This is a genomic window from Corynebacterium propinquum DSM 44285, assembly GCF_000375525.1.
In the GTDB taxonomy this organism is placed as follows: Bacteria; Actinomycetota; Actinomycetes; order Mycobacteriales; family Mycobacteriaceae; genus Corynebacterium; species Corynebacterium propinquum.
Genome location: NZ_AQXC01000001.1, coordinates 32191 through 54248 on the forward strand (window position 1 = coordinate 32191; position 22058 = coordinate 54248).

Consider the following 22058-nt stretch of genomic DNA (forward strand, 5'->3'; position numbering starts at 1 on the left):
TGTAGCCTAACGACCGCGTCGTACCTCGGGACTACCGCCCCACGCCCGTGATTTCTTAGCGCTAGCGCCACCGCGGCCGCGTCGGCCGGATTTCTGGGCTCCCGAATTGCGCGTGCCGTGCTTTTTACCGCCCTGTTTCGGCTCGCCTGGCTTCTTGGAGCCGGACTTGGGCGAGCCCGATTTTTTCGTCCCAGCTTTCCCCGCGCGCTGATTATTCGCCGCTTGTGGTTTCTGTTCCAGCGCATTGCCGGATGGCTCGCGTGCACCGGTTAGCTCCCACAATTCTTGTGGCATTGTCGGCCCTGGTGCGGCGACGGTACGGGCGGTCACACCAGCCTTTTTCACCAAGGCTGTGACGGCTTTTTCCTGATCTGCAAGAACCAGCGTGAGTACCGTACCGCTGGCACCGGCGCGCGCGGTACGCCCGGCGCGGTGTAGATATGCCTTGTGTTCCGCGGGAGGATCAATGTGTACCACCAGGCTGACATCCGAAATGTCAATCCCGCGGGCGGCGATATCTGTGGCTACGAGGACCGGCAAACTACCATCGGCAAAACCAGTGATGGCTAGCGTGCGCGCACCCTGTGATTTATCGCCATGCAAACCCAGTGCGTTGATACCGACGCGGCGTAGTTTCTTCACCTGCCGGTCAACACCATGTTTGGTGCGCATGAACATGATGGTTTTTCCGCTGCGCGCTGCGACTTTTTCCACCATCTCGTTGCGGTTTTCCCGCGAACCAACGTGCGCGATGACATGGTCCATCGTGTCCACAGAACTGTGCGCTGGGGCCGTTTCATGCGTGCGCGGCTCATGCAAAAACTTGTCGACGACCGCCTGGACTTGTTTGTCCAAGGTCGCCGAAAACAACAGGTGCTGGCAGCGCGAAGGCAGCTTGTTCCACAATTTCGTCACCTGCGGCAAAAATCCCATATCTGCCATCTGATCGGCTTCATCCAGCGTGGCTATCAGCACCTGATCTAGTTGCAGCTTTTTCTGATCCAGCAGATCTTGCAGCCGACCCGGGGTTGCCACCAAGAGATCAACCGGTGCGGCAAGACGCCGGATTTGTGGGTTGATGTTGACCCCGCCGACCACACTGAAAACACGAAGACCGAGTGAGGCAGCCGGTGCTTCCAAACGCTCAGAGATTTGTGCTGCCAGTTCGCGGGTAGGCGCCAGAATGAGCGCTCGTGGATGGCCAGGGCGTGAGACCCCAGACGTCGACAAGCGATGCAACATGGGCAAGCCGAAGCTGAAGGTCTTTCCAGAGCCCGTGGGGCCTTTGCCCAATACGTCGTGGCCCGATAGAACGTCGGGAATGGTCAGAGCTTGGATAGGAAACGGGGTGGTGATTCCTTCGCGGCGCAAAAAGTGCACGATAGGCCTGGCCAAACCCAGGTCTGCGAAGGTGGTTTCTGTTTGTTGAATTGTCATTAGTGGTTAGTCTATCGCGTCGGCATGCATTGTCCTGTCACCGAGCCACGCCTAGATGCGTATAGATAAAAGCGCATGTGAACCGCATGGAATGTGCCAGAACTTACAGCGAATTCCGCTTCCATGCCGCCGGGGGAGTTGTAGCGTAACAGGTGTAGGGCAGTTGATTCCCACAATGCGCAAAGGATGTTTACTGTGGCCGAGCATTTTCTCCCCAGAACGAAGGTCAAAACCCCGGAAGGCGATATAGTTCCTGATGTCGCCACGCCCGAGCAGTCCCAGAAAAAGCGCGATGTGCGCTTCGTGTTACAGCCAGTGTGGTTTTTGCTCGCGGTGGCTGCGCTGGTGGGCGTATTGCTGTTGCCAATCGACACGCTGGCATGGGAAGGCCAGGTGGCGTTGGCGATTTTGGCTTTCGCCATCGTGCTATGGGTAACAGAGGCAGTCTCGTACCCGGTCAGTGCATTTTTGATCATCAGTATGATTGCCCTGTTGTTGGGCTTATCGACGGATCCCGACACCGGCGAACTTGTCGGAACCTCAGCAGCATTGGGCACGGCATTGCAAGGCTTTTCCACCTCAGCGCTCGCATTGGTGGCTGCCGCGCTGCTGTTAGCTGGTGCGATGCAGGCTACCGGTTTGCACGAGCGATTGGCGCTCTGGGTGATGAAACTCGCCGGAGATAAAACGTCGAATATTCTCATCGGTGCGATTGCCATCGCGACACTGCTGGCGTTTTTCGTCCCATCGGCAACCGCCCGCGCTGGCGCCGTCGTACCGATCCTTTTGGGTATGGTGGCGGCCTTTGGCTTGTCGACGAACTCGAAGATGGCTTCCCTGCTGGTCATCACTGCCGTGCAGGCGGTGTCCATTTGGAATGTTGGCATTCAAACCGCCGCTGCGCAGAACTTCGTGGCACTCAACTTCATTCAAGATGAGTTCGGTGAAACCATCTCCTGGGGCCAGTGGTTCATCTGGGCCGCCCCATGGTCGGTACTGATGTCGATTGCCCTGTTTTTCATTATGCGCGCGACCATCAAACCGGAGGCCGATTCCATTTCCGGTGGCCGGGAATTGATCGAGCAGAAGCTCGCGGAACTCGGTCCGATGTCCAGCCACGAAAAACGCCTGGTGGCAGTAGCTGTCTTGTTGCTGTTTGTCTGGGCCACCGGCGATATCCTGCACCCGGTCTCCGCGCCCGTGGCCACCGTCGTCGCGGTCAGCTATATGCTGTTGCCCAAGGTCGGTGTATTCGACTGGAAGACCGCCCAGGACTTGGTGTCGTGGGGCACGCTCATTGTCTTTGCCGTGGGAATTTCGCTGGGTACATTTTTGCTGAACACCGGCGCGGCCAGCTGGCTATCCGAGCAGACTTTTGGCGCCATGGGGCTGGATTCTATGCCTCTATTAGCCACCATCGCGTTGGTGTCATTGTTTAATATCCTGATCCACTTAGGTTTTGCCTCGGCAACATCGCTGGCATCGGCATTGATTCCGGTCTTTATCGCCTTGTCGACGACCGTGGCTTCCGGCGATGCCAGCATCGGATTTGTGGTTATCCAACAGTTCGTTATTTGCTTCGGCTTCCTGCTGCCGGTTTCTGCACCACAGAATATGTTGGCATATGGCACCGGGGCGTTTACCCGTGGCGATTTCCTGAAAACGGGTATTCCGCTCACCATTGTTGCCTATTTGTTGGTATTGCTGTTTTCCGCCACCTACTGGAACTGGATGGGGCTGGTATAAGCAACTGGTGCGCTGGCTGCTTATACCCCTGCCAGACTGGAATCCGGCGTCGCCTTGCCCACTAACGGCGCTGTTGTTGTGACTTGTCGCCGGTCCAATCCAAATGGAACACGCCTTCGGTATCAACTCTGTGGTAGGTATGCGCTCCGAAATAGTCACGCTGCGCTTGCACCATGGCCGCCGGAAGCCGCTGCGAACACAGCGAATCGTAGTAGGAAAGCGATGAACTAAATACCGGAGCGGCTAGGCCCAACTGGATCGCAGAGGCTGCAACGGTGCGCCAGGAATCAAGCAACCCGGAAAGCTCTTCGGTGAAATAGGAATCCAACAGTAGTGATGGCAGTTCCGGAAGCTTTTCGTAGGCATTATCAATGCGATCCAAAAATGCTGCTTGGATGATGCAACCACCGCGCCAGACAGCCGCGAGATCACGAGGATTGATCTTCCAGTCGTATTCCGCAGAACCAGCAGCGATAAGATCAAAGCCCTGCGCATAAGCAATCAGCTTCGATGCATAAAGCGCGCGCCGAACGTGCTCGATGAATTCTTCGACGCTGATGCCCAGGGATGCGAAATCAGCAAGGTATCCGGTAGGGAAGTGTGTGAGCGCTGCCGCACGAAGTTCCGTCGACGACGACAATGCGCGCGCAAAGACAGCTTCCCCGATCGCGGTAGCCGGGATGCCCAGATCCAGTGCTTCTTTAGCGGTCCAACGGCCAGTGCCTTTTTGGCCGGCTGCATCCTGGATAACGTCTATCATCGGTGCGCCGGTATCGGGGTCGGCGGTCTCCAGAATATCCGCGGTAATGCCGATGAGATAAGAATCTAAGTCACCAGCGTTCCATTCGCGGAAGATTTCAGCGATGCGTCCCGGCTCCAGGCCAGCGCCATGGCGCAGCAGGTGGTAGGCTTCGCCGATTAGCTGCATATCAGCGTATTCGATGCCGTTGTGCACCATCTTCACGAAGTGCCCGGCGCCATTCGCGCCGATGTAGCGCACGCACGGGGTGCCATCGACCTTGGCGGCGATCGATTCCAGCAACGGGCGGATGAATTCCCATGATTCTCGGGGGCCACCAGGCATGATGGATGGACCGTGCAATGCGCCTTCTTCTCCGCCGGAAATTCCAGCGCCCACAAACAAGCGTCCAGTGACGGCGACGGCGCGCTCACGCCGCACCGTATCGGTATACAACGAGTTGCCGCCGTCGATAAGAATATCGCCCTCATCGAAAGCCTCCACGAGATCATCGATGGCGGCGTCGGTAGCCGTACCAGCTGGCACCATGAGTAAGGCGCGACGTGGGGTGGACAGATTAGCGGCAAGTTCGTCTAAATTCCGGGTGGGGACGAATTCTCCCTCGTCGCCATGCTCGGAAATCAGAGTATCCACATTTTCTGGGCGCTGATCATACAGCGCGACGCGGTAGCCATGGCGTGCGAAATTCCGGGCCAAGTTCGAGCCCATCACGCCGACGCCGACCACCGCGATATCTGCTAACTGCTGGGAAGACTGCTGCTCATTCATGACTGCTTAGTCTACCTTCTGCCAGTGCGGGTGCCCGGCGGGTGCTCGGCGTAGTCTGCCGGTATTTGATGATACTTCTGCGACCAGCCGGTGGAATGTGTCGGGTTTAACACTGATTGTGTGAAGTTCGGATAGAGTAAATCCATGGGTTATTTAGAAGCAGTCACGACAGCCAAGACCAGGCAATTGCGCCCGGAAGAACTCGATGAGCTCAACAAATCAGAGCTTGGGCTCGACAGCCACCTTGGAGTGGTGTATTCCCAAGCCGGTCCCACCGAAGTGCGCGCGTATCTTGACGTCAACAGCACGCACCTGCAATATGCGGGCAGTGTGAATGGTGGAGTTTTCTGTTCGCTTGCGGAATCTCTGGCCTCAGTAGCATCCATGATTAGCGCGCAAAGCCCGTGCGTTGGAGTGAATAACAGCACAGATTTTATTCGGGGAGTCAAAGATGGCCGCATCGAAGCGATCGCAACCCCAATTCAGACTGGCAAACGCACCCAGCTATGGAACGTGGAAATGTATAACCACGAAGCATTAGTAGCCCGCACCACCTTGCGCACCATGGTAGTGGGGCCGTCGCTGAAGGAGCTGCGCGAACAATTCGCGGCCCAGACAAACAACTAGGGACAGCGCAATCTGGGGTAACCCGAAATCTGCGGATCGTACTTTAGCGTTGCCTGCGTGCAGCCTGGTCGAAAAACTCTCGTTCGTGCGCCGAAGCCATCAGATATGCGCGGGTTGCGCGTTTGCGGGTGGATTCGCTGGCATTGGCAAAAGCCTGCTCGACGACGCGAATCGCTGTGCGTGCATCCTCGGCGAAATCCGGGTCACTATAGGTCTCCAACCAAGAATGATAGGGATGCTGCGCGTGATTGTGCTGGGCAATCGCCTCGCCAATCTCTGCATACAACCAGAAGCACGGCAGCACTGCGGCTACACCGACGGCGTAATCATCGGTAAACGTGCGGGCGACCAAAAAATCGGTGTAGGCTGCGGTAATCGGGGAGGGGTCTACCTTCGGGACATCGAACGAGCGGTGCAACTCAGCTTCGACGGTCAGGCATTCCTGCGCCGCCTTCGCCCACCAGACTTGCTCGTCTGCGGTCGGCGCGATCGTCGACAAGCGAGCTAACGCGCGGGAATACAATTCCAAGTACAACGCGTCTTGTGCCAGGTAGAACAAGAAATCGTCTTCAGAAAGCTCGCCGCTGGTCAACGCACTAATGAATGGCAACTCCATGATCTGGCGCCAGAGTGTGCCGGTCTGTTCCCACAGCTGGCTGGTGTGTGGGCCTTGTGCAGCAATGGCTGGAGCCGGTGCATCGTCGTTGACCGGGAAAGTCCACGGCGTGGTATCCGCGTAAGCGGCGAAACGACGTAGCTGATGGAAATGGTCCACCGGACCGTTTCCCTTGCCGACGCCGAGCGCATCGGCAGTGGCAATGGCCTCGTGCAACCAGTGGGTGGACCATTCGAGTGCGCTGTGTAGAGTCTCTCCACCACCTAAGCGGGTAGCCAGGGCAGAAGATAAGGAACATCCGGTGCCATGCGTGTTTTTGGTGTCGACCCGGACTGCAGGAACGCGATGTACCGAGCCATCGGCGCTGACGGCCGCGTTATCAGCGATCGAGCCATCCAGATGGCCGCCTTTCACAATGACGTTGACATCATGGGTTTTCGCGAACCTCTGGGCTTGTTCCACAGCAGCGTCGAAATCGGTAGCTTCGTCGTCTTCGACGAGCACGGCGAGTTCTTTCAGATTCGGCGTGATGACATCAACATGTTTGCAGAGCTCGCGCACTTTGGCTTCGGCTTCCGACTGCAACAACCGGTCACCGGAACTAGCAACCATGACCGGGTCTAAGACCACTGTGGTGTTACTCCGGCCGCGTAACCATTCAGAGACAGTATCGACGGTAGCGCTGTCGCCGAGCATGCCGATTTTCACGGCATCAAGCTCGACATCATCAGCCACGCTGGCGAGTTGTTCGCGCAGAAAATTCTGCGGTGGGGTGTGAATACTGCGTACACCCTGGGTATTTTGTGCTACCAGCGCGGTAACTACAGACATGCCGAAGCCACCGGCGGCGGCGATAGATTTGAGATCAGCTTGAACGCCGGCACCACCTGTGGGATCGGTGCCGGCGATGGACAAGATACGAGCATTCGTCTTCATGTCCTCTAGGCTAGCGAAATTCGCGGCGAATACTAGCCCGAAATCGTAGACCGATTTTCGGTCCACGATCACTAGCTCGAGTTGCTAACAGAAATGACTAGCCTTGCACGCGCTTGGTGTCTTTGACCTCGACTGGCTGTTCGTCATCGTCGGCGGTGGCCTTGCCCAGTTTCAGCAAAGCGTTACGGCCGTGGCGCTGCTGTTCGGTGATCTCCAAGTTGCCGCGGTTGCGGGAGACGACGTTACTGGTCCAGTTCAACACCGTGAACAAGCGGTTGCGCACACCGGTCAAGAACTGGGCGTGGACAACCAGCCACATGAGCCAGCCGATGAATCCGGTGATCTCGCTATTTTCCATCTTCACCACGGCGTTGCCGCGGTTGATGATAGCCATCGAACCTTTGTCGAAGTAGTCGAAGGCTTCCTTCGGATCCTGCTCAGAGTTCTCACTGGTCTTAGCATCGATGAGCTTGGCGACGTGCTTGCCGGTCTGGATCGCAACCTGGGCGACGCCTGGCAGTCGGTTCAACGACATCATGTCACCGATGAGGTAAACATTGTCGTAGTCACCAACGGTGAGATCTTCGTTGACGGATACGCGGCCACCGCGGTCGAATTCGACGTCAGCCTGCTGTGCAACCATCTTGCCCAGTGGGGAAGCCTCGACACCGGCGGACCAGACCTTGGTTGGCGATTCAATGGTGTGCACGGAATCGTCAGTCATGTTTTTGTAGACAACCTTGTCGTCATCTACCTCGGACACCATGGCGTTTAGGCGCACCTCGATGCCCTGCTTTTCCAAGGTGCGCTGCGCCTTTTTGCCCAGCTTCTTGCCGAATGGCGGCAACACCTGCGGCGCGCCGTCGAGAAGAATGATCTTCGCGGATTCTGGCGAAATATTCTTGAAGGTGCCTTTCAGGCCACGCTTCGACAATTCTGCCAACTGACCAGCCAATTCAACACCGGTTGGGCCGGCGCCGATGATGACGAAAGTCAGTAAACGAGCACGCTCTTCTGGATCATCGGTCAACTCAGCGCGCTCGAATGCGCCCAACAGGCGCGAACGAATCTCGAGGGCATCGTCAATGCTCTTCATTCCCGGTGCGTACTGCGCAAAGTGGTTGTTGCCAAAGTAGCCTTGGTTGGAACCGGCGGCGACCACCAGGGAATCGTAAGCAAAATCCTTTACGATATCGCCCTGAGAGGCAGTCACGGTCTGCTTCTCGATATCGATGGCAGTGACCTCGCCCCGCACCACATCAACGTTGTTCTGCTTGCGCAGCAGCTGACGGGTGGAAGGAGCGATCTCACCGGCAGAGACCAGGCCAGTCGCTACCTGGTAGAGCATTGGCTGGAATAGGTGGCTGTTGGTGCGGTCGATCAGGGTGATATCGACATCGGAATGAGCCAACCCCTGGACCGTGTTCAGGCCACCGAAGCCGGAGCCAATGACGACGACATGGTGACGATCACCTGCGGGACGGTGCGCTTGCGACATAGATACCTCTTCGTAGAAGTTGAGCAGTGTATTTGAATAAGTACACAGTTAAATATACGCCTACACAGTCTAGTGGCCAGAAACACTTTGCTAAAATCAATGGGACTTATTAATTCCGCCGTCGCCCGGAAGCGTTTGCAAGGAGAGTGTGTGCACGAGCAACAACTGGCTCATCTTGCAGCGATCGATGCGAAAGCATGGCCGTCCATTGCCACAGTGCCGGGCGGATCACTTCAGCCATTGCGTGCGCGAATCGCGGAGGCACATTTTGCGAAAGCGTGCCGCAACGCTGGGCTGGAATTGGACCCGGGCGCTCAACCCGACTTGATCATTGATCAGGAATCCCTGTTTGCACGCATCGCGCAAGCGGGCTGGCTTGGATTCGTCGAATCATATTTGGCAGGAGAGTGGCGCACACCGGATTCTGCAGCACTAGTCAAAGTACTGACTCGGTTGCTTGCAACCGGCTATGCGCCACGCGGTAAGGTGCAGGTGCCGGTTGCACCGTATGACGGCGGACAGATCCCCGCGGACTTGGTGCGACTGTATTCCGATGAAAAAACCAGTAGTTTTGCCGGAATCTTTTCGACGGGCGTGGCGACGACGGTGAGGGATTCGATGACGAGTTATGTCCCAGGGCAGCACGGTAATCACGAACCCAAACACCATTTCATCGATGTCACAACGATCTCGGAACCACAAGATGTCGAACGCGATGATTTTCATGATTCCCAAGCACGCGCCGCACAATTTTTGCTCGATGACCTCGGAGTAACAGCGTCAAGCCACCTGTTAGAGTTTCCCGCCAACGGCTCGGTGCTCGCGGAAGTTGCTGGTCGACGTCGCGCGGTCGTCGATACGCTCAGTAATGATGCAGAGCATCTGGCAGCACTTCGCGACGATCTCGTGCTCGCCGGGGTAGAAGATTTCGTGCACACCCAGCACATTTCGAACCCGTTGCCAACACCGAGTGACTGGCAGGGCCGCTACGACGCCATCGCGTGCATGGAGGCATTTGAATACCTGTCGCGGACGGACCGCGTGTATTTCTTGCGGCACGCGGGGCGATTACTTGCACCAGGTGGCAAACTGGGACTGCAAACCCTGGTTGCTACTGACGGCATGACAGCGTCTGCGCGCAATGCATTATTAGCATTACGCGCGTATATCTGGCCTGGCTTGGATTATCTTGATACCACCAGCCACCACAAGTTATTCGACCAAAAATCGGGATTGCGGATTATTAAACAGACCCATTTTGGTTCGCATTACCGCAAATCGCTGCAGCTGCAGCGCAGTTTTTTCGAAGGCCACATGCGGGAAGCGGCGGCGAGCGGCTTCGATGCGGTCTACCGGCGACTATGGGTCTTCCAGCTGGCACTCCGCGAGACCCTGTTGGATCTGGGAATGCTCGATGCCGTGCAATTTACGGCGACCCACCGGCACCGCCGCGGCCGCCGTTAACCAGCAGGTTAGCGCAGCGCTAATTCACTCCACGGAGACTGCTTGGAGGCGAGGGCGCCGGCAGTCGATGCCATCATCCGTTGCTGCAGACCATCGACCTGCCCACTTTCACATAGACGGCCGACGAGGAAACCATCACCGAAATCACGCCAATCGGTGTGGTTGCTTTTCGCTTTGTCAGCGCCAACCGCCGCGAATTCATTGGCCTCGTCCTCAGTCAATAGCTTGGTGGCAAAGCCCATGGCTGCCAGACGTACTCCTTGCGCGATGCGCCAACCCGCTAATGAGCTGGGCAAAGTTTTCGGCAAAAACAGGTCAATGTCTTCCACCAACAGCAATTTCGCTAATTGCGCAGCGGTAGATGACACTGCTTTGTCGATATCTTCGCTGGTGTGCTCGGGCGCAGCTGCCTTGGCATATTTGCTTCGTAGGGCAGTGGTGATTTTCTCGAGTCCATCAGTCCTGCGCTTTTCCACATCCCAATTGCGGACCTCTTGCAGCTCATCGCGGATCACCCGGTAGGCTTCGTGATCAGGTTCGTCGAGGTATTTCCCGATTGCAGTGCGCAAACTAGCCGCATCAGAAACCTGGTGCTGGTTTTCCAAGTGCTGCCAAATTTCTTGCACACGCTGCTCGTCGTAGGTAGCCGGTGCATCTAGTGGGATCTTGCTGCCTACCAGATACGGCGCCTGCAGCGACCATCCGAGGCGCAGATCGTCGGCAAGCTTACCCGTTACCGCGACGGGAAGCTGCTGTGCATTGGCTTGCATCGACGAGAAGATCTCTTCGTAGCTATTGGACTTAATCGGCGGGAAAGTCTCGGTGCGCAAGGGAAGTTCCACCCACGGTGAGTCAGTGGCAGTGAGCAGGGCAGCAGCATTATGGAAGATAAACCGGAAATGGTCACCAATCTTGCTGGCCAGCATGGCTTCGCCGTAGATCAGCGCCGCGACGTATTCTTCCCAGGTGTCGTACGCGCGCGCAATACCGAGCACACATTTGACGATGATCGGGCGGACTTCGCTAGGTTTAATGAACCCGGCACCTGCACCCAAGTTGAGCTGGCGCACCGCAGCAGCAAAATAGAATCCTGCCAGGCTGTCAGGCAGTCGTTGCGGGATCAACAGTTCCGCATCCGGGTTGAGTAGTGGTTTCAATAACCGCTGCGCCTCTTTTTCCAAGGTGGCGAAAGGGACTTCCGGCAGTGCGCCCGATAATTCATTAACCAGCACGCTGGTGTGCCCAGCGCGTTGGTCTAGCGGTAATTCGCGGATCTCCTGCAAGATCTCCCGACCAGCCTCATAGGCTTTGTCATGGGTGCGTTGCGAGGCCTGCTGCGCAGATTTCAGCAGGTCTTCACGGCTGTTGATGTTCCAGGCCCTGGACAAAAATTGCGCGAGCTGCGGATTTGCGGTGGCTTTGACGATCTTGCCTTCGTCGTCACGCTCGATTTTTGGCATGGCTGGCAGCGGTCCATCCGGAGCGATATTCGGACGCAAAAAATACGGTGCGACGACCGACCAGCCGCGGCGCAGCATTTCATCTTGCACACCGGATTTCTTGAGCTCGAAATCGAAACCGCGCGCCTGGGCTTTCGCGAGGTAATCCTCGTAGCTGGAGGCTTCGGACAGGGCGAGTGCGTCAATCTTTCGTTCAGCCATGCCTGTCATCATACCTGCGGTAATGGCATCCGTTTGAGATTCCGTTTGAGGTATTGCCTTAGCTTATGGTTTCAATCAAGTAGTAGGTACCGATAATGAGGAAGACCACTCCGGGCAGAAATTTCAGAGCAGGATGGTGCGCAGCTGGGACATGAGAAGCTGCTTTCATAACTACGGACATAGCTGAAAAGATCATGAGGCTGACCAGGAGCAAGATCCCCAGCATACTTGCCTTGCCGCTCACGCCGGAGTAGTGGTTCATCAGTGGCGTGAAAAAAGAGCTGAAAAACACCAAGGCTTTTGGGTTCGAGAGATTCGTGATCAAACCCAAGCGGAACGCACGGAACCAGACCGGGGCTTGCTGGGCTGCTGTGGTTGATTGTGTCGTTGGTGTTGCGGGTGCAACAGGTGTGGAGCCTGCTGAAACAGGCAAGTCGGCAACACTAGATCCCGGCGAAGAACTGTTGACCGTGGTGGCTCGTGTAGCTGCACGCTGGGCAGAAAGAGCACCTTTGATTGCGAGTAGTCCGAGCACGATCAGGACAGAGGATCCGAGCACAGGCAAAATGACCGATAACGCGGGAACGGCCGTCAACAACGCCGTGATGCCAGCCAGCGACAATATCGACCAGGTAGCAACGCCAACGGTGGCGCCTGTAGCAGTAGCAAAACCGGCTCGATGGCCGTGCCGGGAAACCTGTGTACCGATCGCGACGATATCAGGGCCGGGAAGTGCCATGACCGCAGCCCAGCTGAGAATATCTGTGAGCAAGGAAGACCGCCAATCCTTAAAGTGACATAATGTCAATTATCGGACAATTATAGAAGTGGCGGCACAGTGGTTAATGACCGATGCGCCGATTATTGCTTGTCCGTTTTGGCAAAGCTCAGCCGGATATCCACCGTTCCGGTTTCAGCAATCTTGGCGGCAATCAGATCCGGCGAATGCACTCCGAAGTCTTCGCGGTTGATCTCCACTTCACCGGAAACGATCAGCAGATCGCCATCACGCAGTGCCTGGAACTTCGCCTCGACAGGCTCCGTGTGCTCCTTGATCGTGAGCTCGCCAGCCACAGTGACCTCTCCCGCGGTGCCATCTTCCGGCACCTTAGAGACATCCACCGGCTCGGTCAGTGTGAACGTGGACGTCGGGAACTTCCTGGTTTCAAACAGCTTGTCTTTCATGTTGACGTCCCGGACGTCCCGATCGGTTGTCAACTGGTCCATATCAACGTCCACGGTGGCTGATTCCAGCGTGGAGTTGCTAATTTTTGCGTGCCCAGTGACATAACCTGTGGAGCCAGAAGTCACCCGTTCATCGCCCGGCAGGATCTCCGAGAAGGTAAATCCCACCGAGGTAATATTCGGGTTCTTTCCTTCAACGATTTCCCAGTTGCCATCCACCGGTGTCGATGCGGCTGCTGCACCCGAATCACTTAAGGGTTCGGTCTTGACCCCGGGGCCGGTGATGAGCCGGTACATCAGCGGGACCACGCTGAGAAGCGCCAAAAGGACAATGAGTACGACGAAAATCACGATGATAGATTTACGGCGTTTCACAGGAGACTTTTTCATCATTACCTCAACTTCTCAATCGAACGCGCCAAATCAATTAACTCCGTGCATAGCTGCCCGAGCTCGTCTGCAGAAGCATCCTCTGTCGCAGCCCACGCTATATCTTCGGCCGCACAGCGCAATTGAAACAGCGAATCATGCAGCATATCAGCTTTAGCTTTGCTCAATATTACGGCATCGGGAGCAATTTCCGTGCCGGATAAATTTTGCCGTTGCTCGTAGGCCCGCTGTTTGCAAGAACTACTACAGTACTTACGCGGACGCCCACGGCCTTGTGATGCAACCTCTCCGCCGCACCACTGGCACGGTTTAGGGCGAGTTTGTTGGTAGGCAGACACCCTGTCGATTTTAGTCTATTGACGAAAAGAGACGAAAAGAACCGCCAAAAACCGAAAAGCTCAGAAAAATACAGAAAGAATTGGCAGCCAAGCAGTTTCCACAGAGTGGGAACAAAACAGGGCGTTTGTGCGTTATAGTGGTAGATCGTTATCCTGACGAATCTTTGGCACTGTGTGGTGCCACAAGTTTTGTTGATGCCCCCGGAATAATATAAGGATGTGTCCCACATATGGCAGATCGCGTATTGCGCGGCAGCCGCATGGGTGCCGTCAGCTACGAAACTGACCGCGACCATGACCTGGCACCACGCCAAATGGTGAAATACCGCACCGAAGACGGCGAAATTTACGAGGTACCTTTTGCCGACGATGCGGAAATCCCCGAAGAGTGGCTGTGCAAAAACGGTAAATGGGGAACGCTAGTAGAAGGCGAAGGTGTCGAATCCAAGCCGGTAAAACCACCTCGTACCCACTGGGACATGCTGTGTGAACGCCGCAGCATCGAAGAACTCGACAAATTGCTCGAAGAACGCATCGAGCACCTGCGTAAGCGTCGCCGTACCGCAGCGAAATTGCTGAAAGAGCAAAAAGAACAGCAGGAAGCCGAAGGAAAGTAACCGTCTGCCTGTAAGAGCTTATCGTTGAGAGCTTGCTACACAGCAAAGGCGCCAGCCACCCACCTATCAGTTCGTGGGGCTGGCGCCTTTGTACGCTCTTGTGCAATCTGGTGCGTTTTTTGCAAATAGTCCACCGTATTTAAGCTATTTCACGGCACTATTTGTAAAAAGAACACAGTAAAAGGCAAAAGGCGCGCAGTAAATTGCGCACAACCTCGGGTGAGCGCAATTTCGGTGAGGTTAGCGATCGGTGAAATTAACGCAGTACCCTCTAACGCAGTTGCTGTTTTAACTGCGCAGAAAAGTCCTTGAACACCGCGGAAAATTTTCGTGCCGACGACGACACACGTGCCGGTGCCTGCGCCAACGAAGATTCATGCAACTCGTGTGTAGCCAACGAAGCCATCGCGGAGCCCAGTTCCCGCACTTGTTTACTACGGTGCGCAACTCCCCACTTGGTCACCTCTGCTAGCGAATCCGTCACAAACGAACCGTCAAGCTTGGATTCGCCATATTCCCGCTCGGTGAACGTGATAGGAACTTCGGTAATGACGTACCCCGCCTGAATGGCGCGGCGAGCCAGATCCACTTGGAAAATATATCCGGCATTCGACAGCTCCTCGAGATCCAGTGCCTCGAGTACTTCCCTACGATATGCCCGGTATCCGGCAGTCATATCGGACAGTCCAGCACCGAGAGCCAGGGAAATATACATATTGCCGCCGCGCGAGAGCCACTCACGATTTTTCGGCCAGTTGACTACTTCCCCGCCAGGCACATAGCGGGAACCGATCACGGCGTCTTCCCCATTATCGATAGCATCGAGTAGCAGGTAGAGCTGTTCTGGTGCATGCGAGCCATCGGCATCCATTTCACACAAGACCTGATAGCCGCGCTCCAGACCCCAGCGAAAACCAGCGACATAAGCACCACATAATCCGCCTTTACCAGCGCGGTGTAGCACATACACGTGGTCGCCGGTGTTGGCGAGTTCGTCGGCAAGCTCACCCGTGCCATCCGGCGAATTATCGTCGACGATCAACACATCAACCTCAGGCTGTGCCGTGCGCAGGCGACCTACAATACGAGGTAAGTTTTCTTTTTCGTTATAGGTCGGAATGATCACGAGAGTTTTCGCAGACGGTGCAGCGGACTCAGCCATGTCGGGTTACTCCTTCATGCGACGACGTATCACAGCAAGACTACCCAATACTACTCCAACTAAAACGAATGCCAGCTCAAGGACCTGGCCAAATCGCACGGCTGGGGTAATTCCGGAGCGCAGCGGCAAAGTATCGACGAGATGATTCGCCTCGAAAATCTCGGTATCAGCCAGGACTTTTCCTGCTGGATCAATCAGGGCAGATACTCCACTGGTGGCGGGCACGACCATTGCACGGTCGGTCTCAATGGCGCGCATCCGCGACATCGCCAGTTGCTGATAGGTCATGTCCGTAAAACCGAAGGTCGCGTTGTTGGTCGGGGAAGTTAGAATACTCGCGCCATTGTCAATCGAGCGCCGGAATGCCTCATCGAACGCGACCTCATAGCAGGTGGCCACACCCACGGCGATGTCACGCTGACCTGCGGTCAGATCGACGGGTTCATCCGAGTTCCGCGAATTGGCCATATCAGCAGCGTGACGGGTGGGAATGTGCAGCACACCGTTGCCATTACCGGGTACGAAATTACCGGCCATCTCCGCATATTCAGAAAGTTTTTCGAAGAAACTACGCATCGGTAAAGTCTCGCCAAATGGTTGCAGGTAGACCTTGTCGTGGAACTCCCCCGGCGTCATCGTCGGTTGGCCACTCTGGGCATCTCTGTCAGGCAAAAACGTCTGCATGGTGTTATACGGATCGCCATCCCGGCGGGTGATTGTGCCGACGACAACAGGAGTATCAACAGCATCGACCGCACTGGCGATGGCATCGTAGGCGTCGCGATCACTAAACGGATTCACATCAGAGGAATTTTCCGGCCAAATTACTAGGTCGACGTCTTGCCCTTTGGCAGCAAGTTTCTTGGTTTCGCGAACGTGATTATGCAGTACCGCACTGCGTTGCGCGGCAAAATCCAGGCCCAGACGTGGAACATTGCCCTGAATTGCCGCCACGGTGATCGTGTCGAAGGTGTTGTCCGGCCGATTAAGCTGAAAAGTCGCGACTGCCCCGCCGAGCAGCGGCAGAAGGACGACCACGACGCTTGTTACCCGCACACTGACCAACCGAGCGTTGGCACGAGCACTCGTTAATATCTGTGTGGCGCACAATTGTGCAATACCAACCCCAATCAGCACCGCTGCAACCGTGACCAGGGCCGGACCACCCCACTGTGCAAGACCCGCGAGCGGCCCATCAACCTGGCCCCATGCCAGACGAACCCACGCGAAGCCACCAAACGGAAACGAGCTGCGTGCAAACTCGATCGCCAAATACCAGAACGGGAACGCCAGAAAGCCCCATGGGGAGCGTGCCACGGCGATGCCACCCAGACCAGTCAGGATCGCATAGAGCGAACATGCCACGGCCAAAGCAATATAGGGTGGATTGCCGACGAACTCACCGATCCAGGGAAGCAATAGCAAGTAGCACGCCATGCCATGGACGAATCCCAGCAATGCCCCCTGTGCCATGGTGGGACGCGTCTTAGTCGCCTGCGGCCATGGAAGCAGAGCAAAATAGAATAAACCAGCTGCGAAAATGCCAGCTGGCCACCAGCCGAGTGGTTCATAAGAAGTAAAAGCTGCAGCGCCCGAGAGTGCAGCCAGAATTAAGCGAAGGATGAAAGCAAGCATCTCGTTCTAGTCATCCGAGTTCTTGTTGCCAGACTCGTCGCTGGCCCCGGTGTTCTTATCGTGTTCGTGGTGCTTGTTGTTGTCATCGCTGCCTGAGTTGTTGCTGCCGGTAGCAAAATCTTCTGGACTCATTGACTCTGCCCATTGACGCAATTCTTCTTCGTCGAGCACGTCATCGCTTGCCGACGCCGTCTTGTCTGAGGAGTTGCCAGAGGTCTTACCAAAGTCAGCACTATTCGACGAACCGTGAGTACGGCCGTCGGCGAAACCAAAGCTGCCATAACTAGCATGCTTGCGCCCGGTCGGGGAAGCTTCGAAGAAACGAACACCAAACTTTTCGACGCTGCGCTGCATCCGGCCCAGCAAAAAGCCCCGAATAATCGGTCGGGTTAGCGGGAATACCAGCAACAGGCCAACGGACGCAGTGGCAAAACCTGGCACCGCGAGCAAGAAAGCACCAGCTAAGGTTAAACCAATATCACCAGCGGATTTCCCTACTTGGCGTAAATTCGGGGCAGCGTGTGAGTCGTCGGCAAGCGAACCATTGCGCTGCGCCCGCAAACGTTGCAGCAACGACGCCTGGGTCGCTGCAATGCGGCGAACCTCGATACGCGTGATTAAGATTCCCAACACTACTGTGGCCAACAACGCCAACATCGCCCAACCGAAACCAATGAGGCTAGCGACCGCCCAAAAAGCCAAGATTTCGGAGAGCATGTAGAAAAAGAACATCACGACAGGCATGTGCACTACCTTACCGGGAAGCCCCTAGCTGCCAATAGCCACCACGCCGCGGTTAATGGCACCAATTGCCTGTCCGGCCATGCGCTTAATATCACCGCTATAGCCAGTCTTTGCCACCTGCTGCAACAGGTCGATGACTTGGCGGCACCAGCGCACAAAGTCACCGGGAGTCAGCTCAGCGCCGGATTCAGCGGCTGCGGCCAGACAATACCCGAGCGGAGCACCAGCACACCATTGGTGGATCGCGATGCTAAAACCAGGCTCTGGTTCCCGAGTATTCGGGAGCCCGTGTCGGGCCTCGTCGGCAATGAGCTCCTCCCACAAACGCATGGTGTGCTCCATCGCCGTGGTCATCTCATCAGTTACGCCTTCAAATACCTGCCCACCAGTGGCACGACGGTTTTCAAAGGTGCACATCGAGACCACCCCGGCGAGTTCTGCCGGATCGAGATTCTGCCAAATCCCGCGCTTTAGACACTGCGCGACTAACAAATCCGAAGCATTATGCACTTGCGCAAGCTTCTCACCCTCCGCACTCACGGTGGGTTCACCATCGATAACGTCCACGTAGTCAAGTTCAGTGAGCAGATCGACGATGCGCCGCAGCATATCACCGAGGGTTTCTGTGGCTTTATCAACGGTGTCCTGCAGCCGCGCAAGTTCCCCTTTCCGGCGCACATATTTTTGCGCCAGCTGGGTGAGTTGTTCGCGCTCCAGAGCCGGCCAAGCATGTGCCGGGTGTTCTTTCATCGCTGTGCGAATCTTTGTGATGCGTTGCGTATCGCGCACCCGCGCCCGTAGTTTCATCTTCTTGGGCCGGGGGTATTTTTCTTTCGCGAACTTGTCGACGACAACGTGGTTGTGTCGCCGGGGATTTTTCACAGCTTTTGGCGGTAACTTCATGCGGCCAATGATCGCTGGCGGATTCTCAAAGCCACTGGAATCAATGCGCGCCGACCAGCCTTTTTCGGTGGTGATCCACGGACGTGGGTCAGCAGTCTGATTAGCAGGCGTATTGACAACTGCCAGGACCGGCCGTTTCTTGCTTGGTAACGCAATCACGTCACCGATCTGCAGCTTCGCCAAAATAGCGCGGGTTTCGTCATTGCGTTCTTCCTTGGCCCGGGTTTTCGCAGACTTCTCTTCCACGCTGAGGCGTTTCCGCAGTTCGACGTATTCGGATAGCAATTGCGCGGGATCTTCGTCGTCAGTTGAAGGCGGTGCGAAGGCCGCGATCGCGTCGTTGAGCTGTTCTCGTAGCTTGTCGACGCGATGGACTGCGCGTTCGATCTCGCGTGTTTCTTCCACCACCGAACCGTCAGCTTGATACTGGGCAAACGACTTTTCCAACAGGCGTAATGCATCATCCATGCCCAAGTTATTGAGCAGGTTGATCGCCATGTTGTAGCCGGGCTCAAACGTGGAAATCAGCGGATAGGTGCGGGTTGAGGCAAGCCCCGCGACGCGTTGCGGATCCATCGCTGGTGCCCATTGCACGATCGCATTACCAATCGTGTCGATACCGCGTCGCCCCGCACGGCCAGTGAGCTGAGTGTACTGTCCGGGGGTGAGATCTACGTGAGCTTCACCGTTAAATTTCACGAGTTTTTCTAGTACGACACTGCGAGCCGGCATATTGATGCCGAGTGCCAGCGTTTCAGTAGCAAAGACCGCACGTACTAGACCGCGGACGAACAATTCTTCCACGATATGCCGGAAGGCAGGAAGCATACCCGCGTGGTGAGCAGCGAAACCCCGAATCAGCGCTTTGCGCCACTGTGAGAACCGAAGAATCTCCAGATCTTCTTGTGGGATTCCTTCCACGCCGGCATCGATGATTTCCGCTATAGTGCGCTGTTCATCGTTGTCGGTAAGCACCATTTTTGAGCGCAAGCACTGGTGCAGCGCACCGTCACAGCCCGCCCGGGAGAAGATGAAAATAATTGCTGGCAACATGTTTTGCCCCTGCAAAATACGCAGGACCTCTGGCCGGCCTAGCGGACGGTACTTATCCTGTGGGCGGACAACACCGCTGCGAGACGAATTCGTGCCTTTTACCGAGCGGGAACGAAATCCTTGTCCAGCCTGGAAATCGGCCCTGCCATCATCGGCATCTCCTGCTTCCAAACGTGCAACACGGCGCTGCAACTCTGGATTGACCTTTGTAGCGCGCTCTGCAACATCATCGCCTGCAATGTCCGTTCCAGGTGCAAACAGTGGGTAGACCTTCTGCCCGAGCAACATCCATTGTTCAAGAGGCACAGGCCGGGTATCTGAAACGATTACTTCGGTATCTCCGCGGACAGCAGAAAGCCAGCGGCCAAATTCCTCTGAATTCGATACCGTGGCCGATAGACCAATGATCGAGATATGCTCTTCGAGGTTCAGGATGACTTCTTCCCATACCGCGCCGCGGGCTTGATCAGCCAGGAAGTGGATCTCATCCATCACGACGTGTGTGAGTCGATCAAGAGCTGGAGACTTCGCATAAATCATGTTGCGCAAGACTTCGGTGGTCATCACGACGATCTCAGCATCGGGCCGAATCGATACGTCACCAGTGAGTAGCCCTACAGCATCTGGACCGTGGACGTCGATGAGATCATGGAATTTCTGGTTGCTAAGTGCCTTGATTGGCGTCGTGTAGAAGCACTTTGTCCCGCGGGATAGCGCCAACGACACCGCAAATTCACCAACAACGGTTTTTCCTGCCCCAGTTGGAGCACAAACGAGAACGCCCTGGCCGTTTTCGACGGCCACGCACCCTTGAATCTGGAAAGGATCGAGCTCGTAATCCAATTGACTGCGGAAGGTCTCAAAATGGGTGCTCATCATAGTTCCCCAGGCTACAAAATATCGTCGAAGCTAGAACCGTGACCCCGGGATTTGTGCGTGCTGTGTTGCCGCTGGTGCGCATATTGCTGTGTTGGGCGGCTTTGCCCTGAAGCCTGTGCGGGCGTGTGCCCTGGACCATGCTGCGTGGAATGCGGTGAATACACTTGAGCCGAAGTTCTGCTGTCGGAAGAGACAGATTTTGGCTGCGCAACAGGGCCTGACACGCTAGCCCGTTCGGGATGATAGTCCAGCGGAGAAGCTTCCTCATCGGACAGTCCGGACCAGTCTGGTTCGTTTTTTGCACGGCGTTTGTCGTTGATGCGACAGAACTGGAAGGCCAACTCAACCAGCAAAATAATTGCTATGGCCAAAATCGTTAGCGAATAGGGGTCTTGTGCTGGAGTGATAAGCGCAGAAAAAATGAAGATTATGACGATGGTGTGCCGACGCTTCGTGCGCACTGACTCATAGCGCAATACCCCCACTAGATTGAGCATGACGATGACCAGCGGGATTTCAAAGCTGACGCCGAAAATGATCATGATCGCGACCACAAAGCTGAAATATTCTTGCCCGGTCAGCGCTGCGGTTTGGAAATCGGAACCGATTGTCAGCAGGTAGTTCAGCCCGATCGACAGCGAGAAGTATGCCAACACGGTTCCAGATAGAAACAGCACCACCGCGATGGTGACAAAACTGATAGTCCAACGGCGCTCATTACGCAATAACCCGGGGGTGATGAACTTCCAGATTTGGTACAGCCACACCGGAGCCGCCAAAACTGCGCCTGCTAGCGCGCCGATTTTCAGGCGCAGCATAAACATTTCCATCGCACTCGTCGCCAATAGACGACACTCCCCCGACGAAGTGAAATCCGCCCGAAGCTCCGGGTCGACGCCACAGTAGGGGCCACGCAAAATTTCGCCCAACGGCGGGATCGGGCCCGGGGCATTTTGATACCAAATAAACCCTACGACTGCACCAGCGATCACGGCCAACGTGGAAATGATGACCCTGCGGCGAAGCTCTTTCAGATGTTCCACCAACGACATATCGCCGGTTGGGGATTTTTTCTTCCTTTTGGAGCTATTCCGCAGGGAACGCAGCCGTGATACTAGTGTGGTATCGCCGCGTACGGCACGCACAGAACGCCCGGTCTGGGGCGCATCCGTGCGTGATGATCCGGCAGCAGCCGGTTGTGAATGGGAATGCGGTGACGTCATAAGCTAAACCAGTTGAACGAAGCGCGGTATCAGTGCAACCATAAGGCAGCTACCGGGGCCTAGTTAGTTTTGCGACCGTGGCTGGTTTTCTGGTTTATTCCAGAAATCTTCAGCATCCATCTGCGGCTGTTGTTGCTGCTGCGATGGCTGCTGAGGTTGGGAGCCCTGTTGGCTGATCGCCTGCTGTGCCTGTTGTGGCTGCTGAGTCTGCTGATTCCGACCATTCTGGTACTCGGCATCGTCGTTGCTCATTTCGCGCATTTCCGATTTCAAAATACGCGTAGAACGGCCTACCGAACGCGCCAAATCTGGTAGCTTTTTAGCGCCGAATAGCAACAGGATGATGACCAAGATCAACAAAATTTGGGTGGGGCTGATACTCATCAATCGCGCCTTTCTCAACGTCACAGCCATCG

17 protein-coding genes are annotated in these 22058 nt (G+C 55.8%); 4 read left to right on the plus strand and 13 right to left on the minus strand.

The window, feature by feature from the left end; translation table 11 throughout:
- Positions 1-6: 6 nt before the first annotated feature.
- Positions 7-1437, minus strand: coding sequence for a DEAD/DEAH box helicase (locus B142_RS0100165; protein WP_018119512.1), 1431 nt, complete (start codon positions 1435-1437; stop codon positions 7-9).
- 186 nt (positions 1438-1623) lie between these two features.
- Between B142_RS0100165 and B142_RS0100170 the strand changes: the two genes are divergently transcribed.
- Complete coding sequence (locus B142_RS0100170; RefSeq protein ID WP_081604880.1) at positions 1624-3183, plus strand: DASS family sodium-coupled anion symporter; 1560 nt, start codon at positions 1624-1626, stop codon at positions 3181-3183.
- 61 nt (positions 3184-3244) lie between these two features.
- On the opposite strand, the gene gndA is transcribed toward B142_RS0100170, so the two are convergent.
- Positions 3245-4711, minus strand: a complete 1467-nt coding sequence (gene gndA / locus B142_RS0100175; RefSeq protein WP_018119514.1) for an NADP-dependent phosphogluconate dehydrogenase — start codon at positions 4709-4711, stop codon at positions 3245-3247.
- 144 nt (positions 4712-4855) lie between these two features.
- Between gndA and B142_RS0100180 the strand changes: the two genes are divergently transcribed.
- Positions 4856-5338 (plus strand): PaaI family thioesterase, encoded by a 483-nt coding sequence (locus B142_RS0100180; protein WP_018119515.1) that lies wholly within the window; start codon positions 4856-4858, stop codon positions 5336-5338.
- Between the two features lie 43 nt (positions 5339-5381).
- On the opposite strand, the gene B142_RS0100185 is transcribed toward B142_RS0100180, so the two are convergent.
- Together B142_RS0100185 and B142_RS0100190 are read right to left on the minus strand one after the other, a co-directional pair.
- On the minus strand, positions 5382-6962 hold the full coding sequence (locus tag B142_RS0100185) for a bifunctional hydroxymethylpyrimidine kinase/phosphomethylpyrimidine kinase (protein WP_018119516.1): 1581 nt from the start codon (positions 6960-6962) through the stop codon (positions 5382-5384).
- Between the two features lie 25 nt (positions 6963-6987).
- Complete coding sequence (locus B142_RS0100190; RefSeq protein ID WP_018119517.1) at positions 6988-8388, minus strand: NAD(P)/FAD-dependent oxidoreductase; 1401 nt, start codon at positions 8386-8388, stop codon at positions 6988-6990.
- Between the two features lie 150 nt (positions 8389-8538).
- Here B142_RS0100190 and B142_RS0100195 point away from each other — a divergent pair, with 150 nt between their 5' ends.
- Positions 8539-9852 carry a class I SAM-dependent methyltransferase gene (locus B142_RS0100195; protein ID WP_026167691.1) on the plus strand — a complete coding sequence of 438 codons (1314 nt, stop codon included), beginning with the start codon at positions 8539-8541 and terminating at the stop codon, positions 9850-9852.
- An 8-nt stretch (positions 9853-9860) separates the two neighbouring features.
- Here the strand turns inward: B142_RS0100195 and B142_RS0100200 are convergent, their stop codons facing one another.
- The 3 genes from B142_RS0100200 to B142_RS0100210 form a co-directional block, all read right to left on the minus strand.
- Positions 9861-11513, minus strand: a complete 1653-nt coding sequence (locus B142_RS0100200) for a DUF1266 domain-containing protein (RefSeq protein ID WP_018119519.1) — start codon at positions 11511-11513, stop codon at positions 9861-9863.
- A gap of 58 nt (positions 11514-11571) precedes the next feature.
- Positions 11572-12285: a LysE family translocator gene (locus tag B142_RS0100205; protein ID WP_018119520.1), complete on the minus strand. Its 714-nt coding sequence runs from the start codon at positions 12283-12285 to the stop codon at positions 11572-11574.
- 89 nt (positions 12286-12374) lie between these two features.
- The gene (locus tag B142_RS0100210) at positions 12375-13091 is read right to left on the minus strand and encodes a YceI family protein (protein ID WP_018119521.1); all 717 of its coding nucleotides are present in this window, start codon (positions 13089-13091) and stop codon (positions 12375-12377) included.
- Between the two features lie 565 nt (positions 13092-13656).
- On the opposite strand from B142_RS0100210, the gene B142_RS0100220 reads away from it, so the two are divergent.
- Positions 13657-14043 carry an RNA polymerase-binding protein RbpA gene (locus B142_RS0100220; protein WP_018119523.1) on the plus strand — a complete coding sequence of 129 codons (387 nt, stop codon included), beginning with the start codon at positions 13657-13659 and terminating at the stop codon, positions 14041-14043.
- Positions 14044-14314: 271 nt separating this feature from the next.
- Here the strand turns inward: B142_RS0100220 and B142_RS0100225 are convergent, their stop codons facing one another.
- From B142_RS0100225 to tatA, 6 genes are all read right to left on the minus strand, one after another.
- Entirely contained in the window at positions 14315-15205 is an 891-nt protein-coding gene (locus tag B142_RS0100225) for a polyprenol monophosphomannose synthase (protein ID WP_018119524.1), read from the minus strand.
- Positions 15206-15211: 6 nt separating this feature from the next.
- Positions 15212-16840 carry an apolipoprotein N-acyltransferase gene (gene lnt, locus B142_RS0100230; RefSeq protein WP_018119525.1) on the minus strand — a complete coding sequence of 543 codons (1629 nt, stop codon included), beginning with the start codon at positions 16838-16840 and terminating at the stop codon, positions 15212-15214.
- A 6-nt stretch (positions 16841-16846) separates the two neighbouring features.
- A complete protein-coding gene (locus B142_RS11395) occupies positions 16847-17584 on the minus strand; it encodes an FxsA family protein (protein WP_018119526.1) in 738 nt (245 codons plus the stop codon).
- A gap of 24 nt (positions 17585-17608) precedes the next feature.
- Entirely contained in the window at positions 17609-20419 is a 2811-nt protein-coding gene (locus B142_RS0100240) for a DEAD/DEAH box helicase (protein ID WP_018119527.1), read from the minus strand.
- Positions 20420-20430: 11 nt separating this feature from the next.
- Positions 20431-21471 carry a twin-arginine translocase subunit TatC gene (tatC, locus tag B142_RS11400; RefSeq protein WP_018119528.1) on the minus strand — a complete coding sequence of 347 codons (1041 nt, stop codon included), beginning with the start codon at positions 21469-21471 and terminating at the stop codon, positions 20431-20433.
- Between the two features lie 234 nt (positions 21472-21705).
- On the minus strand, positions 21706-22026 hold the full coding sequence (gene tatA, locus B142_RS11405; RefSeq protein ID WP_018119529.1) for a Sec-independent protein translocase subunit TatA: 321 nt from the start codon (positions 22024-22026) through the stop codon (positions 21706-21708).
- Positions 22027-22058 lie beyond the last annotated feature (32 nt).